This window comes from Paenibacillus sp. FSL R10-2796 (assembly GCF_037965315.1).
Lineage (GTDB): Bacteria > Bacillota > Bacilli > Paenibacillales > Paenibacillaceae > Paenibacillus_AQ > Paenibacillus_AQ odorifer.
The window spans coordinates 2626536-2641962 of record NZ_CP150178.1; the positions used below are offsets into that span (position 1 = coordinate 2626536).

The 15427-nt window shown below is 43.8% G+C and carries 10 protein-coding genes; 6 read left to right on the forward strand and 4 right to left on the reverse strand.

Features of this window, described 5'->3' with window-relative positions; all coding sequences use genetic code 11:
• The first annotated feature begins 154 nt into the window (after positions 1-154).
• Entirely contained in the window at positions 155-2812 is a 2658-nt protein-coding gene (locus NST58_RS11710) for an adenosylcobalamin-dependent ribonucleoside-diphosphate reductase (protein ID WP_076195018.1), read from the forward strand.
• A 425-nt stretch (positions 2813-3237) separates the two neighbouring features.
• On the opposite strand, the gene NST58_RS11715 is transcribed toward NST58_RS11710, so the two are convergent.
• A complete protein-coding gene (locus NST58_RS11715; protein ID WP_076186474.1) occupies positions 3238-3636 on the reverse strand; it encodes a cytidine deaminase in 399 nt (132 codons plus the stop codon).
• A gap of 239 nt (positions 3637-3875) precedes the next feature.
• Here NST58_RS11715 and NST58_RS11720 point away from each other — a divergent pair, with 239 nt between their 5' ends.
• Positions 3876-4826 carry a methylenetetrahydrofolate reductase gene (locus NST58_RS11720; RefSeq protein WP_248549229.1) on the forward strand — a complete coding sequence of 317 codons (951 nt, stop codon included), beginning with the start codon at positions 3876-3878 and terminating at the stop codon, positions 4824-4826.
• 86 nt (positions 4827-4912) lie between these two features.
• On the opposite strand, the gene NST58_RS11725 is transcribed toward NST58_RS11720, so the two are convergent.
• Positions 4913-6655 (reverse strand): SGNH/GDSL hydrolase family protein, encoded by a 1743-nt coding sequence (locus tag NST58_RS11725; protein WP_076195016.1) that lies wholly within the window; start codon positions 6653-6655, stop codon positions 4913-4915.
• 241 nt (positions 6656-6896) lie between these two features.
• Between NST58_RS11725 and NST58_RS11730 the strand changes: the two genes are divergently transcribed.
• Positions 6897-9764 carry a glycosyl hydrolase 115 family protein gene (locus NST58_RS11730; protein WP_076195014.1) on the forward strand — a complete coding sequence of 956 codons (2868 nt, stop codon included), beginning with the start codon at positions 6897-6899 and terminating at the stop codon, positions 9762-9764.
• Positions 9765-9808: 44 nt separating this feature from the next.
• On the opposite strand, the gene NST58_RS11735 is transcribed toward NST58_RS11730, so the two are convergent.
• Positions 9809-10588: a helix-turn-helix domain-containing protein gene (locus NST58_RS11735; RefSeq protein WP_076195012.1), complete on the reverse strand. Its 780-nt coding sequence runs from the start codon at positions 10586-10588 to the stop codon at positions 9809-9811.
• A 129-nt stretch (positions 10589-10717) separates the two neighbouring features.
• Here NST58_RS11735 and NST58_RS11740 point away from each other — a divergent pair, with 129 nt between their 5' ends.
• Complete coding sequence (locus NST58_RS11740) at positions 10718-11014, forward strand: metalloregulator ArsR/SmtB family transcription factor (protein WP_038569940.1); 297 nt, start codon at positions 10718-10720, stop codon at positions 11012-11014.
• A gap of 127 nt (positions 11015-11141) precedes the next feature.
• The gene (locus NST58_RS11745; protein ID WP_076195010.1) at positions 11142-12164 is read left to right on the forward strand and encodes an NADP-dependent oxidoreductase; all 1023 of its coding nucleotides are present in this window, start codon (positions 11142-11144) and stop codon (positions 12162-12164) included.
• A 71-nt stretch (positions 12165-12235) separates the two neighbouring features.
• On the opposite strand, the gene NST58_RS11750 is transcribed toward NST58_RS11745, so the two are convergent.
• The gene (locus NST58_RS11750) at positions 12236-13045 is read right to left on the reverse strand and encodes a YheC/YheD family protein (RefSeq protein ID WP_076195008.1); all 810 of its coding nucleotides are present in this window, start codon (positions 13043-13045) and stop codon (positions 12236-12238) included.
• Positions 13046-13207: 162 nt separating this feature from the next.
• Between NST58_RS11750 and sbnA the strand changes: the two genes are divergently transcribed.
• A complete protein-coding gene (gene sbnA, locus NST58_RS11755) occupies positions 13208-15415 on the forward strand; it encodes a 2,3-diaminopropionate biosynthesis protein SbnA (RefSeq protein ID WP_305954162.1) in 2208 nt (735 codons plus the stop codon).
• The last annotated feature ends 12 nt before the right edge of the window (positions 15416-15427 follow it).

Below are 15427 nucleotides of genomic sequence, written 5' to 3' on the forward strand. Positions count from 1 at the left end.
AAAAGCTTGAAAATGTATTTTTTATAGAGTGCTTAGCTGGTATTTGTTATTGACAAGATGAGCTTCCTACATACACCTGTTAAGCAGTGGAGGATGGTAAGGGGGTTTTTGTTGTGGGCCCATACCTTGGACCGGAAACTAATATCTACTACACATGCGGGAGGTTTTTTTATTGAGTAAAGTGGAACGTAAGCAACGCCTTGAAGGGCTAAGTGAAAAAATATTTTTGGATCGTTATGCTTGGAAGGATGCAGACAGCAACAATGCTAAAGTAGGCGATGTTGTATTGGTGCTGACCAAAGATGATCCGAAGTTTCCAACTAAGGAAGTCGGAGAAATTGTGGAGCGCAGTGGTCGAATCGTAACTGTAAAGACACGCAGCGGTGAGTTTGTGAAATCGGATGTTGAAAAGTTGACCCTTAATATAGAAAAAACTCCTGAGGAAATGTGGGACCGTCTATCCACAGCGATGGCTTCTGTAGAGAAGACACCTGAGCTTCAAGCAGAATGGGCGGGCAAATTCCGTTCAATCCTAGATGATTGGAAGCTTGTGCCGGGTGGACGTATTGCGGCTGGTGCAGGTGCTAGTGAAGAATTAACATTGTTCAACTGTTATGTAATCCCTTCTCCAAAAGACAGCCGTGGCGGCATCATGCAGACATTGTCTGAAATGACGGAGATTATGGCCCGTGGTGGCGGTGTGGGCATTAACCTGTCTTCATTGCGTCCTCGTCGTGCGATTGTTAGAGGGGTTAATGGTTCATCCAGTGGTTCCGTATCTTGGGGCGGTTTGTTTAGTTATACTACGGGGCTTATTGAGCAAGGCGGCAGCCGTCGTGGCGCGCTCATGTTGATGATTAATGACTGGCATCCCGATGTTGAGGACTTCATTACCGTGAAGCAAACGATGGGCCAAGTCACTAATGCTAACCTTTCGGTATGTGTGAGCAATGGTTTTATGAAGGCTGTAAAAGAAGATCTGGACTGGGATCTCGTATTCCCGGATACAACCGATCCTGAATATAACGAAATGTGGGATGGCGATCTCGACAAGTGGAAAGCTGCCGGCAAAAACGTTATCCATTATCGCACCGTAAAAGCGCGTGACGTGTGGCGTACGATCATTGAATCGGCATGGAAATCTGCTGAGCCAGGCGTCGTGTTCATGGAATACTATAACCAGATGTCTAACAGCTGGTATTTCAACCCGATTATTTGTACGAATCCTTGTGGAGAGCAAGGCCTGCCAGGCTGGGGAGTCTGCAATCTGTCTGCGGTGAACCTGTCCAAGTTCTACGATGAGAAAAATCATGATGTAGATTGGGAAGATCTTGCGACTACAACCCGTTATTCGGTCCGTTTTCTGGACAATGTAATTGATAAAACACCTTATCATTTCCCGGAAAATGAAGCGAATCAGAAAAAGGAACGCCGCGTGGGTCTCGGAACCATGGGATTGGCGGAGCTGATGATTAAATTGAACATCCGTTACGGCAGCCCGGAATCGTTGGAGTTTCTGGACAAGCTATACGGCTTTATGGCTCGTGAAGCCTACCTTGCTTCGGCAGAAATTGCTGGAGAGAAGGGTTCCTTCCTAGCTTTTGATACTGAGAAATATCTAATGAGCGGCTTTATGAAAAATATAGTCGAAGCGTATCCAGAGGTTGGCGAAGCGATTCGTGAACATGGTATGCGTAACGTTACAGTGATTACACAAGCACCTACAGGTAGTACAGGTACAATGGTAGGTACTTCTACGGGAATTGAGCCTTATTTTGCCTTTAAATATTTCCGTCAAAGTCGTCTTGGCTATGATGAACAGTTTGTTCCAATCGCTCAAGAGTGGCTGGAAGCTCATCCGGGTGAAGAGCTGCCTGACTACTTTGTAACTTCGATGGATCTGTCAGCTAAAGATCATATCCGTGCGCAAGCAGCGATCCAACGCTGGGTAGATAGCTCTATTTCCAAAACAGCGAACTGCCCGTCTGACTTTACGGTTGAGGAGACGGCTGAGCTATATGAAATGGCCTTTGATCTAGGATGTAAGGGTGTTACGATCTACCGCGATGGAAGTCGTGACGTTCAAGTTCTGGAAACCACGAAGAAGGAAGACAAAAAAGAAGCCGCTCCGGTTGCGGCAGAAGAAGCTACAACTACTGTAGAAGCGAGTACAAGTGTTGTAGCAGCAAGTCCAGCGCCTCAAGTGACTACAAAAGAGGCGGATAAACAATACAAAAAACGTCCGCAGGTTCTGCGCGGCGCTACCTATAAAATCAACACACCATTTGGGATGGCATATATTACGATCAATGACCTTGATGGAATACCGGCTGAAATCTTCCTGAATGTAGGTAAAGCGGGTTCTGACGTCTTTGCTATGGCTGAAGCATTAGGCCGTGTCTGCTCCTTGTTCCTCCGTTACGGAGATCATGGTGAGAAAGTGGAGCTGTTGATCAAACATCTGAAAGGCATTGGCGGATCAGGAGCTATCGGCTTCGGCGCGAATCGTGTTGAATCCATTGCTGACGCTGTAGCTAAGGCACTGGAATCACATGTGCTGAACAATGCTCATGATGATCATGTACCCGCTCCGATTGCAGCAACTTTGGAGCTGGAGGATTTCAATGAAGCATTAAATGCGGAGTTGAAATCGAGCGTTCCGTCAGCTACGGAAGATGGACATGGTGGTCATCATGGACATAACCATGCTACGGCTTCCCGTGACCTTTGCCCATCCTGCGGCAGCGCCTCGCTGATTAATATTGAGGGCTGTAAGACTTGTGGCAATTGCGGTTATAGTCGTTGCGGGTAAAGGGTAGAGCCGATAAGTGTTTTGTGGGAAAACTAGAAATGTGACTATGCATAGCTACTAAAAGCAAGCGATCATCGAGAGGAAGTGTTTATCCTTTTATCTCAATGGATCGCTTGTTTTTTATTATTGATGATGTTCATTGAGAGGTTTTAACTATATGAGTTTTAGATACTATAGAACTACATACAGACTATGATAAAGAATTTATTGAATTTAGGGTAAGAAATGCTTTGGAAATGATAAAGGTAGTATTTAAAGAAAAAGATAAGGTTGGAATTGCGATTTGGTAAGTAACAACGTATTTACGCGGTGTGTCTGGTCTGTGAACTCTGTGTTCTGACTAAGCTTTTTAACACAAAAAACACGCGTACTTGTCTAACACAGGTACGCGTGTTTTTGTTATTCCACTACGAGAGGAATTATTTTTACATATCTAAATTTTTGAATGCATAAGGCAATAAATCCTTTAAACTCAGCTCTAAGATCTCTTTTTTCTCATTGGTTAAATAGACAGGCATGTCGGGCAAACAGAATTCCGATAATACTTGTCTGCAGATACTGCATGGCGGCAGAAAATCCATTGTGTCACCTGCTACAGCTATAGCCTGAAAATCACCTTTAGTATAGCCCTTTGTAATAGCTGTGAAGATTGCTGTTCTCTCTGCACAATTAGTAGCGCCAAAAGATACATTTTCTACGTTTACTCCATTAATAACATTTCCATCTTTAAGCAATAAGGCTGCTCCAACTGGAAATTTAGAATATGGGGCATAAGCAGCTTTCTTTGTGTTACGTGCGCTTTCCATTAATTCTTCTTTATTCATAATACTCACCCTTTTTAAATAAGAATGAACCTTTCGGTCCCCTTATCGCCAATCTTAAGGTTGGCAGGACTTCTAATATTATAGTCACACCAAATGGTTGTCAACATGTACTACTCGATAAGTATCATTAGGGAATCATAGCTTTAAAATATAACTAGATATAGTAAATAGAAGTTACACATATTAAGCCTGCCATGGTAACCTTATCTTAAAAGCGACGAGTAGAGGGGTTTTATAATTTGGGAGCGGCAGAGAATACATTTAAACAAAAAATATTGAGCAAAAAACCGGGTATTATAACATATGGGATGACACCACCGAAGGCAAGCCACGCACCAGAAAAGGTCTCGGAAATCGCCCAGAAACAGGTTGAGAGACTTAAAAACCTTGATTTAGATGCGTTAATTCTGTACGACGTTCAGGAAGAAGTAGACAGAGTGGATCATGAAAGACCTTATCCCTATTTACCAACGATTGATCCGGCTGTCTATGGTGATAAATATCTAAAACAGGTGGAGGTCCCGAAAATAATTTACCGGTGCGTCGGTAATGATACTAGAGCTCAGTTCGAGGATTGGGTTAAAACTGACGAAAATGAAGATAGATTTTCCGTGTATGTGGGCGCTTCGTCAAGTAAACAAGAGGTGAAATTGAATTTACCAGAGGCTTATAAGCTAAGTAAACAACTAAATAACAATTTAACTTTTGGCGGAGTTGTCATTCCGGAAAGACATATAAAAAAGAATGATGAGCATATACGGGTTGTCGAAAAGACCAACAGTGGGTGCAATTTTTTTATTACACAGGCAACTTATAATGTAGAGGCATCTAAGAATTTATTGTCTGATTTATATTATTACTATACAAATAACGGTTTTGAGATGGTTCCTATTTTATTTAATCTTGCACCATGCGGCACCGCGAAAACATTACAATTTATGAAGTGGTTAGGGATCAGTATCCCGGGATGGTTAGAAAACGAGTTAAAATACTCGAATGATATTTTGGATAAATCAATCCAGCTATCGCAAAAAATCTTTGAAGAATTACTAGATTTCGGGCTGGAGAAGGGAATTCCTATTGGTTGCAGTATTGAAAGTGTTTCAACAAGTAAGTTGGAAATTGAAGCGTCCGTACAGCTTGTTAAAGATGTGAAGGCTATTTTGGATAAGAAGCTGCCTACCAAATAGAAAAAGATTCCTCTAATTATTGAGAAACCCAGGTCATTTAAAGACCATGGGTTTCTTTTTAGGTTATATGCCACTAGGTCAAATTATTAAACATTATAGCCGAAGCCCAGTATAGTAAAAGACTTGTCCTGATCTTCCGGCACCATTCTGATTTCTACCTGATGCTCCCCGCTAACCTCATTTTGATAAAGAATTACCGGATTGCAATGTGTCCAGTTATTCTCATGTGGATCAGCGGTGACAACAAGACAACCATCGACGTAAATGTTCGCCTTGCCGAATTCGCTGCTGCCAGAATCTTTGTATACGAGGATAAGATTTTTGCTTGTTATCGTCAGCTTGAAGCTGTGTTCCCCAGAAGACGCTGAATGCATCCAATTATGAGGGAATTCCGGAGTTCCGAAAGGATTGGCATCCATTTCTACCCGCTGCAAATCGGTATCGATCCCCGAAAATCCGCCCACCTCGATCCTGCCTGCGTCAATATGGCTTTTGCGGTCCAGCAGAAGGGTTCCCGCAAAATCATTCCCGATGACCGGATGTTGATCCAATAGGAGATCATCTTCGTCCATTAGCGTTTTGTGGGTTTCGGAGAATAAATAAGCCAGACAATCAGCCATCACCCGGTGACCATCATTAGTAGGATGATAGATATCATAGAAAAATTGCCGTTTCGAGAGGATGTTCCCCTCATTTTTGCTTAGGCGGAACTGCCCGGATACCGCATCTTTTACACTAACCATAGGAAGATTATAACGCCGCCCAATGGGGGAGAGCCGTTCCTGCAGGTTCCAGTCATTCATAAACACGCTGAACAGGAGAACTACTGCCGGTCTATTATCGGCGGAAAGTATTTTTAGGAATAAGCTTTCAAAACAGTTGCCTTTCGTTTCATCCCCTTCGTCGTTTACCGCAAATTCTACCACCACGATATCAGGTGTTACAGAACCTTCCCGGAGAATATCCCTTTCATAACGGATGACCCCAAGCTCGGACGGTGTTCCACCTACCCCAGCCTTCACAAAATGGATGTTCTCACCACCATTCGTACCGAATAATTCCTTAAATCTCAGATACGATTGGTAGGCATAACATTCTGTATGGATCGGTTTAGCGCCTGCTCCCTGAGTAATGGAACCCCCAATATAAGCAATCGTGACATCCTCACCTTTTATAGCCTTATGGATGGCCGTTTTTAATCTTTTATTATTGCCCGGATGAAGCAAGGATTGGGTAATGATCTCCCGGTATTCGTTAGAATCAAACGCTACAGGCGGTTCAATGATTAGCTCTGGTACAGAATAACCGTCATGCAAATAAAAAATTATACTCGCGATGGCCAGTTCGCCTTCATGTTTAAATTCAAAAGCGAATTTGCCGAGCACTGCATCCTCTTCAGACCATTCCAAATCCTCTAACTTTAAGAGGACTTCTGAACCGTCGGAGGGACAGGGCACACGTATGCTGCTGCCTGTTTCGTATTTGCTGGTTTTGCCCCAGTTCTGCAATAGAAAAGAGATAGGCTCGTTCTGCTCATGATCCCTTCTCACAGACACTCCGATACTATGGACTAATTTGCGAAATCCAACACAGTTTCCTAGCAGCTCCAGTATTGTCTCATCAGTGACGCCGCCAATATATCTGGCCTTGTCGATTAGATAGTTACCTTCCAGATAAACTTCCTGTGAAGATGGACCTTCGGCCCGGGCTGTCGCCTCAATCGCTGTTTCGTAGAGCACAAAAAAACCGTTCCTGCGTTCAGCCGGGTCCTTGGGCGCCTTTGGACCTTCAATCTTGCCACCTGTAATGACCCCGTTATTGTTTTTCATATTGATCATCCTCGCTTTTTGTATAAGCTTTTCTTGTTATGGATGCGTTTGCAAAAAACATGCTTCTGTTAGAAGGAATACCTGTTAACAGTAACACCAAATATCCAGATTGTTCAACCGATAAACAAAGTTTCATTTAATAATTACAAAAAGTTGCTAGTTTACACATGGATGTTGAAATCGCTTACTTATATAATGTGCCTAGTCATACGAAAATAGGATGCTTAAGGGGAGAATTATCATGCCTACGAAGGAATTGCACCTTGTGAAGCAGGGCAGTGCTGCCAAGATTTACGTAGACCCCAAGGGGAAAGATTATGAGGGATTACGCCGGGTGGCACAGTCTTTTGCAGCAGATGTTAAACAGGTAACAGAGGTTGAGCCTGAGATATATACACAATTGAACGAATTGGATGGAACAGTCATAATCACTGGATCGATAGGGAGTAATGATTTTATCGATGATTTAATCGCGGAGGGAACCGTTGATGTATCGGTCATCCAAGGTAAAAGAGAATGTTATAAAATTCAGGTGGTTGAACAACCCACAGCGGAAGTGGACAAGGCGCTCGTCATTGTAGGAAGTGATAAACGGGGGACGATTTACGGGTTGTATTCGATCTCCGAAAAGATTGGAGTTAGTCCTTGGGTGTACTGGGCGGATATTGTGCCGGAGAAGAAGCCGGCATTGTCCATTCCTGATAACCAGCTTCATGTGATCTCCAAGGAGCCTTCGGTTAAATATAGAGGTATTTTTTTGAATGACGACTGGCCGTCTTTAGGTTCTTGGGTAACTCAAAGATTTGGTGACTTTAATGAAGATTTCTATGACAAGGTATTTGAACTCATTCTTCGCTTGAAGGGGAATTATTTATGGCCGGCGATGTGGAGCGCCGAATTCAGCCTGAATGGTAAAAGCAGCCCGATTGCCAACGCCAAGCATGCACAAGAATACGGAATTATTATGGGGACCTCCCATCATGAACCCTTATTCCGGGCAGGCAGTGAATGGCAGAAGGTATACAGCCAACACGGAACAAGTAACCTATGGGATTTCGCCCGTAATAAACAGGCGATTACAGATTTCTGGGAAGACGGAATCAAGCGCAATCAGGACTTTGATAACTTGATTACCCTAGGCATGCGGGGGGAAAGTGACTCTGCGCTGGAGGGCTCCGACCAGGAGAATATTGATCTGCTGAAGGACATTATACTTACGCAAAAAGAACTATTGAAGAAATACAATCTTGAACATGCGCCGCAAATTTTGGCCGTTTATAAGGAAGTTGAGAAGTACTGGTATGGCACTGCCGGGGTGGAAGGGTTGAAGGACTGGGATGTTCTGAATGACGTTACGATCCTGCTTGCTGACGATAACTTTGGCAATCTCCGCAAAATCCCGACAAAAAACGAACGTAACCGCAGCGCAGGATGGGGGATGTATTATCATTTTGACTATCATGGTGGTCCGCATTCCTATGAATGGTTAAATACGACCCCGCTTGAAAAAGTCTGGGAGCAAATGTGTATGGCATACGATTATGGCATCCGTGATGTATGGATTGTGAACGTCGGGGATTTGAAGCCTATGGAATTGCCCATTTCCTACTTTCTGGATTTGGCCTACGATTTTGAGGCTTGGGGGACAGGTGCAATCAATCGGACTGTGGAATACACCAACCGTTGGGTAGAGCAGCAATTCGGATATGTGCTGGAACAAGAGACATGTCTGGGAATCGCACAATTGTTAGGGGATTATATCCGGATGAACGGTCGGCGCAAGCCTGAAATTATTTATCCGTCCACCTTCAGTCCTATCCATTACAATGAGGCGCACAGAGTTCTGGAGCAAGCGGTGATGATCGAGAAGGCTGCCGGCAAATACGATGAGCTAATCCCGGAACAACTAAAGGATGCTTACTTCCAGCTCGTATATTTCCCTGCTGTTGCCTCGGCCAATGTGGTCAAAATGCAAATTTATGCTGGACTGAACCATCTATACGCTAAGCGAAATAGTATGTTGGCAAATACTTACGCTGCTCTGACCCACGAAACCATCGAACGGGATAAGTATCTGGAGCTGGTTTATAATAGCGGAATTTCGGATGGAAAATGGCAGGGAATGATGAGTTCCCCTCATGTAGGGTATATACATTGGAATGCAGAAGGGTGGAAATATCCGGATGTAAACACCTTGACGCCCGCCAGAGGTTCTTTAATGATTGTCGATGTGGAAGGAACGGAACAAGCGTATGTTTCCGGCACAGCTAATCTTCGGGTATTTACAAATCTCCAAAAAGAAAACTATCGCATCACAATCAGTAACGGTGGAGAAGCGGGTTTTGAATATCAGGTGCGGAGCACCGTAGATTGGATCAAGCTTGAGAAAATACGCGGCTGGATTGAGGCAGGGGAGACGCTTCAGGTTTCCGTAGATTGGGAGAAGGTCAAAGAAGCATCGACGGGCGAAATTACGATCTCCGGTGCCGGGAATATAGTTAAGGTGAAGGCAGCCGTGGATTGGATAGACATTCCGGATATGCCACCGATGACATTCATCGAGACCCATAATATCGTGTCCATTGAAGCGGAGCATACCATAACTCGTGTTTCGAAATCAGGGGTGGTATGGAAGACCATTGACAGCTATGGACGTTCTTTATCCTCGGTTAAAATGTTTCCGGATGCTGTATCTTTTGAACAACCGGAGGATGCACCTTGTCTGGAATATCGGATTCTAGTGCAGCAGGACACCGATTATAGCTTAACCGCGTATATTGCGCCGACAAACAATCTGTCACAAACTAGCGGGTTAAAATATGCGATAGGTTTCGATGATCAGGCACCCGTGATTAAGGATGCTTTACCAACGAACTTTGAAGGCGGCAATCATGATAATGAACCGTGGTGCCGTGCGGTTATGGACAATATTCATGCTGTAACCACCAGCCATGCTTTAACGAGGGGTCTTCATACCCTCCGCTTTTACGGATTGGATGCGGGTCTGGTTCTGCAAAAGCTTGTATTGTCCGCTGCCCAGCTTCCTTATTCCTATTTAGGGCCGGAGGAGAGCTTTTATACTAGCGGGACGGCGTCCATTCTTAGTTAGGTTGAATTAATAGGGCGAACAACTGGGTTGCTTCGGATCCTCCGTTATTTCAGGGCAGATGACGGAGGATAACCCTTTATATTTTTGAAAACGTTGCTGAAGTAGGCAACATCTTGATAACCACAGTGCGCTGCCACTTCGGACACATTAAAACCACCTGCCGATAGAATCATCTCAGCATTGTTCACCCGCACCTTGTTTATAAATTCTTTACAGGTGGAGCCAGTGTTCTGCTTAAATAGCTTACCAAGATATACGGGATTTAGGGCAACCCAATCTGCCAGCTCCTTGATCGTAACTTCCTCCGAATAATGATCCATGATATAGGTCATCACTTTTTGGATTCTTAGATCTATCAGAGGTGTTTCTTGATGGTGGGCGATACTTAATAAGCGGTACACAATCAGTTGAAAGATGGCCCGGGCCTTCATTTTGTAGAAAGGTTGTTTGCCCATCCAGACATGTGAGAATTCTTTAATATCCTCTAGAATCTCTTTAGTTCTCCAATTCCTAGTTACAGTCTCAAAAGGGAGCTGCACATGATTGTCCTCACCCTCCCAGAAGAAATTGAAGGCAAAGGAACGCATGGGTGCCTCCTTGAAAGTCTGAGCTTCCCGAATGCTGCCAGAAGGGGCATAGAGCATATCCCCGGCTTCAACCGTGAATTTCTCTCCATTAATAAAATAGTCAGACTTTCCTTCTACGATGAAGGTAAGATCATGGAAATCAATTTTACTCCTCGTAATCTCCCAATCCGGGAAGGATCGGCGATCAACGAACAAAAAAACACGGGGAACAAGATTTTCGTATTTGGTAATGTCCATTTCTACCACCCCTCTGTCCTTATAAATAGATCCGCGCTAATGCCGATTGGTATATTATACAAAAATGAATCCGATTAAGAAATGGGATTGTAAATTGACTTTGCGCAATCAGAAGAATACAATAGTTTTATGACTATCGAACAATATTCCTTAAAAGATGATGAAAAGCGAGTGAAGATTTTTAAAGCATTAGCAGAAGTGAAACGAATTGAAATGATTCGTTATCTTCATCTCCATAAGGAGAACAATACATGTGGGTCCATTGGTGAATCTATGGGAATGGACAAATCCAATGTGTCGTACCATCTGAAGATTTTGTATGAAGCTGATTTAGTAAGTGTCACACGTATGGGGCAGAATAAGATTAGCCAGCTTCGAGAGGATACGTTTAGCGAATTATTACCGGGTTTCTTGGACAGTTTATAATATGTCCGGAAACCTATAATTTTTTCTTGATAGTTTGATAGTTTTATAACTATTTGATAATCATGTACAGGGTTTGGTTAATAGTTATAGGTAGCAGCAAAAATAAATATTAATGGAGTAGTGATCTATGAATCAGTTGAAAAATAAACAGGTCCTGTTAATTTCACGTCCTGTAGGCATGCCAACCCAGCAAAATTTCGAGTTCAAAGATATTCCTGTAGTTGAAGCAAAAGAAGGACAAGTTGTTGTACGTACGTTGTATTTGTCAGTGGATCCTTATATGCGCGGAAGAATGAATGATTCTAAATCGTATATTCCTCCGTATCAGCTTAATGAAGTCATCGCTGGAGGACTTGTGGGAGAGATCGTAGAATCCAAATCGCAGCTATTCAAAGCTGGAGATAAAGTCATCGGTATGCTGGGCTGGCAGTTATATAATACTGTAGATGCTAAAGCAGTAACCAAAATCGATGATTCGATTGCACCTGTATCGGCTTACTTAAGTGTTCTAGGTTTAACAGGGCTCACTGCATATTTCGGTTTACTTGATATCGGGCAGCCGAAAGAAGGAGAGACTGTCGTAGTGTCTGGAGCAGCGGGTTCAGTGGGGATGTTTGTTGGACAGATTGCCAAAATCAAAGGCGCTCGTGTCGTTGGGATCGCAGGTAGCGATGATAAATGTGACTATTTGAAAAAAGAACTTGGCTTTGATGCAACCATTAATTATAAAACAACGGAAAATTTAGGCCAGGCTTTGGAAGAAGCATGTCCAAAGGGTGTTGATGTTTATTTTGACAACGTGGGTGGATCAATTTCAGATGCTGTGATGAGCTTGCTTAATGATTATGCACGTATTCCCCTATGTGGCGCTATTTCTTCCTATAATAGTACAGATGGAGATATGGGTCCACGTATTCAGAGCAGATTGATCAAAACCCGCTCCCTTATCAAAGGATTCGTTCTTAGTGATTACGCAGCCCGCCAGTCAGAAGGACTTCAAGAGCTTGGAAAATGGCTAACAGAAGGTAAATTAAAATATGAAGAAACAGTTGTTGAAGGATTCGATAATGTGGTTGAAGCATTCCTGCAATTGTTCCATGGTGCGAACCTCGGGAAGATGCTTGTTAAGGTGAGCGACTCCGAATTCTAAAACAACACAAACAGCTCTGGTAGAGATTTTTATATATCAGGGCTGTTTGTATTATCACCAATCAAATCCGTTCAGACCATACCCTGTTTGGACTTCATGCATTTAAGATTGTATGTGCGGCCATAGGCTTTTGCATATTTGACGATTCGCTCAATCATGCTGGTGTCATTCAGTTTGGTAAACGGGCACGGATCGGGGGCAGTATTTACTTCCAAGATCCATGGTTTAAGGCGTCGATCCAAGGCAATATCCACACCGATTTCCTGCAGGCCGGGATAGGCTGTGCTCAGCTGTCTGGCGGAGTTCACTCCGATTTGTTGCATGGACCGGATCAACGCGCTACTATTCTCTACGTTTGTGTAGGATTCTAATAATGCCTCTACCGGATAAATCGTTCCCCCTTGGCTCCCATTCGTAACCACTTTGCGAGGATGAGCTACGCGACCCGCAATGCCTGTAGCTTCCCATCCACCCTTAAGATTTCTTTGCACCATAACCCGGATATCAAATGGCCTTCCCTCATAAACCAAAAGCCAAATCCCTTTTTGCACCAAATAGTACTTTCCTTGGGTCTCGCTAGAGATTGCCCGATAAGCCATCTCGTAATCAGAAAATGTATGTTTATGCGTACCGGACTGATAGCTGTAGGCTGGTCGTTTTTTGGAGGAATGATCTTGCGATCTTTCAATCCGGATTACACCCTGTCCCAAAGATCCACAGCAGGGCTTAATGTACACCATTTTATGTTTTTGCAACATCTCATAGAGTACGTTTTTATTCATTTTTTTCGTTACCGGGATATACTTCCTTAGCTCTTGTTTTCTAAGCAGTACCCTTGTTTTCGTCAGCTTATTGGATATCCGCCGTCTTGGCTCCTTCATTTTGTTCCTCCGTTCTATATATCTATAGGCTATATTACGGGAATACGCAGTTTTTGCTTGGGCAAACACAGAATAATAGAACACATGCAAAGAATTCTACATATGAATATTGGAGGCATTTATTAAACTTGGGCTGCAGCATGCGGTCAACGGGAGGCGGCTATGATGCTGCTCGGGAAATTGCAGAATAAGGTGCAAGAAGTAATGGACGAATACCCTTGGTACAAGGGGCTGATCGATGGGGAGAAAACGAATTATAACCTGCAGAACTTACCTCTTATGTCTTCGAAAACACTTGAAACCTTCTATTATAACCAACCCATCGATCCTTCTTGGACTGTTTATAGGACGTCTGGTACAAGCTCAGGCCGTAGAAAAGCAATCCTCTACTCTGAGGAAGATGACAAACACTATGTGGATATTAAAACGAAGCTATTCGGCGAGCTTATTGCGGGAAGCGGATATAACAGAGCGTTGGCGGATATGGGCACTGGACATGCAGCAAATACTGCGCTGACCATTTTTGAAAGGTTAGGATTGGAGAAAAGTTCAATACCCTTTGAACTGCCAATCGAACAGCATATTGAACAGCTTAAAGCTTTTAAACCTGACTTGCTCTATACGATGCCGTCCATCCTTGACCATATCGTATATGCTGCCGGAAACCCGCGTGAATTCGGAATTCGCAAGATTATTTTGGTAGGGGAAATTGCTCCGCCTGAGTGGCAGCGGAATATGGCTGGCTTGTTTGGTATTGATCCTAGAGATATCATCGATACTTACGGCTCCATTGAAATCGGTACGATCGCTTATTACTCCCATGATCATGGCAGGTACATTTTTGCCGACGGAATTTTTGCGGAAGGAATCGGGGTTCAGGAGTTAGACGAAGAAGTAAGGCCGCTTCGGAACAATGAAAGTATTCTGGTGCTTACCTCAACTGTCCGCAAGATGCTGCCAGCTCTTCGTTTTGTTACTTATGACGTTGTAAGGGATTTTAGGCCTGTGATGATAGACGGGGTTGAACAACAAAGCTTTGAGTCCATTGTAAAAAGAGTGGGTCAAGAACTGAAGCACGGTGAGAAGATCAGCCTGTACGATATCGAGCAGGTCGTATACCGTCATATTGAAGATGCGATCATTCGGGTCAAGGTAAAAAACAATGCGCTCTCTATTTATATCAAGAGTAAATCTGTGAAGCCCTCTATTATTCCGGTAATCAAAGAGGAAATCAGGGAGTGTATTCCGGAAATCGGGATGATGATTCGCAACCATCTGCTTGATGATATTGAGATCATTATAGTAGCTAAAGGGGAGTCGCTGGCCAGCGGGCAGGTCAAGAACAAGAAGTTATATTATCAGAAGGACAAAGCTAAGGTGGACATAAATATCCAAGGCGGTATCTTGTCGACTATCGGAAAAACGCCATTAATCAAGCTGAATAATTTGTTCCAGAACAGTGAGTTCGAAGTCTACGCAAAAATGGAACTGCTAAATCCGGGAGGAAGTGCGAAAGACCGTCCAGCTCTGCGGATGATCCATGAGGCATGGAAGGAAGGGAAAATCGGGCCGGGAACTACTATTATTGAGTCAAGTTCGGGAAATATGGCGATTAGCTTGGCGATGATTTGCCAATATTTAGGGCTGCGGTTTATTAGCGTGGTTGATCCAAGAACTACCACAACAAATCTGCAGATTCTGAAAACATTAACTGCAAAAATTGACTTTGTTAGCGATCCCGACCCCGAGACCGGTGAATATCTGCCTGCTAGACTGAATCGAGTGCAGCGACTCTTGGAGGAAATACCGGGCAGCTACTGGCCGAATCAATATGCAAACGCAAATAACTATTTGTCCCACTACCATACGACCATGAAAGAAATCGTGACTGAGCTTGGCGAAGTAGATTATTTGTTTTGCAGCGTAAGTACATGCGGCACGATTCGAGGTCTCGCGGAATATGTAAGGGATCATGGTCTGAAGACTAAGATTGTTGCCGTCGATGCGGAGGGAAGTACTATTTTTGGTGGCAACAAAGAGAAACGGCGGTTCCCGGGACTCGGTGCTGGCATCGTACCCCCTTTCTGCAGAACGGATTTAATCGACCGTATCGTGCATGTCTCAGACTTGGATATCGTAAAAGGATGCCGAGCACTCGCTCAGAATGAATCGATTCTGGCCGGTGCATCCTCAGGGGCTAACCTTGCCGCTGTTAGGCGTATGGAGCAAGAATTGGCTCCAGGATCTGTCTGTGCGGTGATCCTGCATGACAAAGGGGAGCGTTACCTCGATACGGTATACTCTGACCCATGGATTCAGAATGAATTTGGGCAGGAGTTCTCGGCTGACGGTGGAGATGTCCTTGCTTAACGAGCGGCAAAA

Bases quoted from the DNA above. Each gene is read 5' to 3' on its own strand.
- NST58_RS11710 (WP_076195018.1), top strand. From the start codon at position 155: ATGCGGGAGGTTTTTTTATTGAGTAAAGTGGAACGTAAGCAACGCCTT.
- NST58_RS11715 (WP_076186474.1), bottom strand. From the start codon at position 3,636: ATGAATAAAGAAGAATTAATGGAAAGCGCACGTAACACAAAGAAAGCT.
- NST58_RS11725 (WP_076195016.1), bottom strand. From the start codon at position 6,655: ATGAAAAACAATAACGGGGTCATTACAGGTGGCAAGATTGAAGGTCCA.
- NST58_RS11730 (WP_076195014.1), top strand. From the start codon at position 6,897: ATGCCTACGAAGGAATTGCACCTTGTGAAGCAGGGCAGTGCTGCCAAG.
- NST58_RS11735 (WP_076195012.1), bottom strand. From the start codon at position 10,588: ATGGACATTACCAAATACGAAAATCTTGTTCCCCGTGTTTTTTTGTTC.
- NST58_RS11740 (WP_038569940.1), top strand. From the start codon at position 10,718: ATGACTATCGAACAATATTCCTTAAAAGATGATGAAAAGCGAGTGAAG.
- NST58_RS11745 (WP_076195010.1), top strand. From the start codon at position 11,142: ATGAATCAGTTGAAAAATAAACAGGTCCTGTTAATTTCACGTCCTGTA.
- NST58_RS11750 (WP_076195008.1), bottom strand. From the start codon at position 13,045: ATGAAGGAGCCAAGACGGCGGATATCCAATAAGCTGACGAAAACAAGG.
- sbnA (WP_305954162.1), top strand. From the start codon at position 13,208: ATGATGCTGCTCGGGAAATTGCAGAATAAGGTGCAAGAAGTAATGGAC.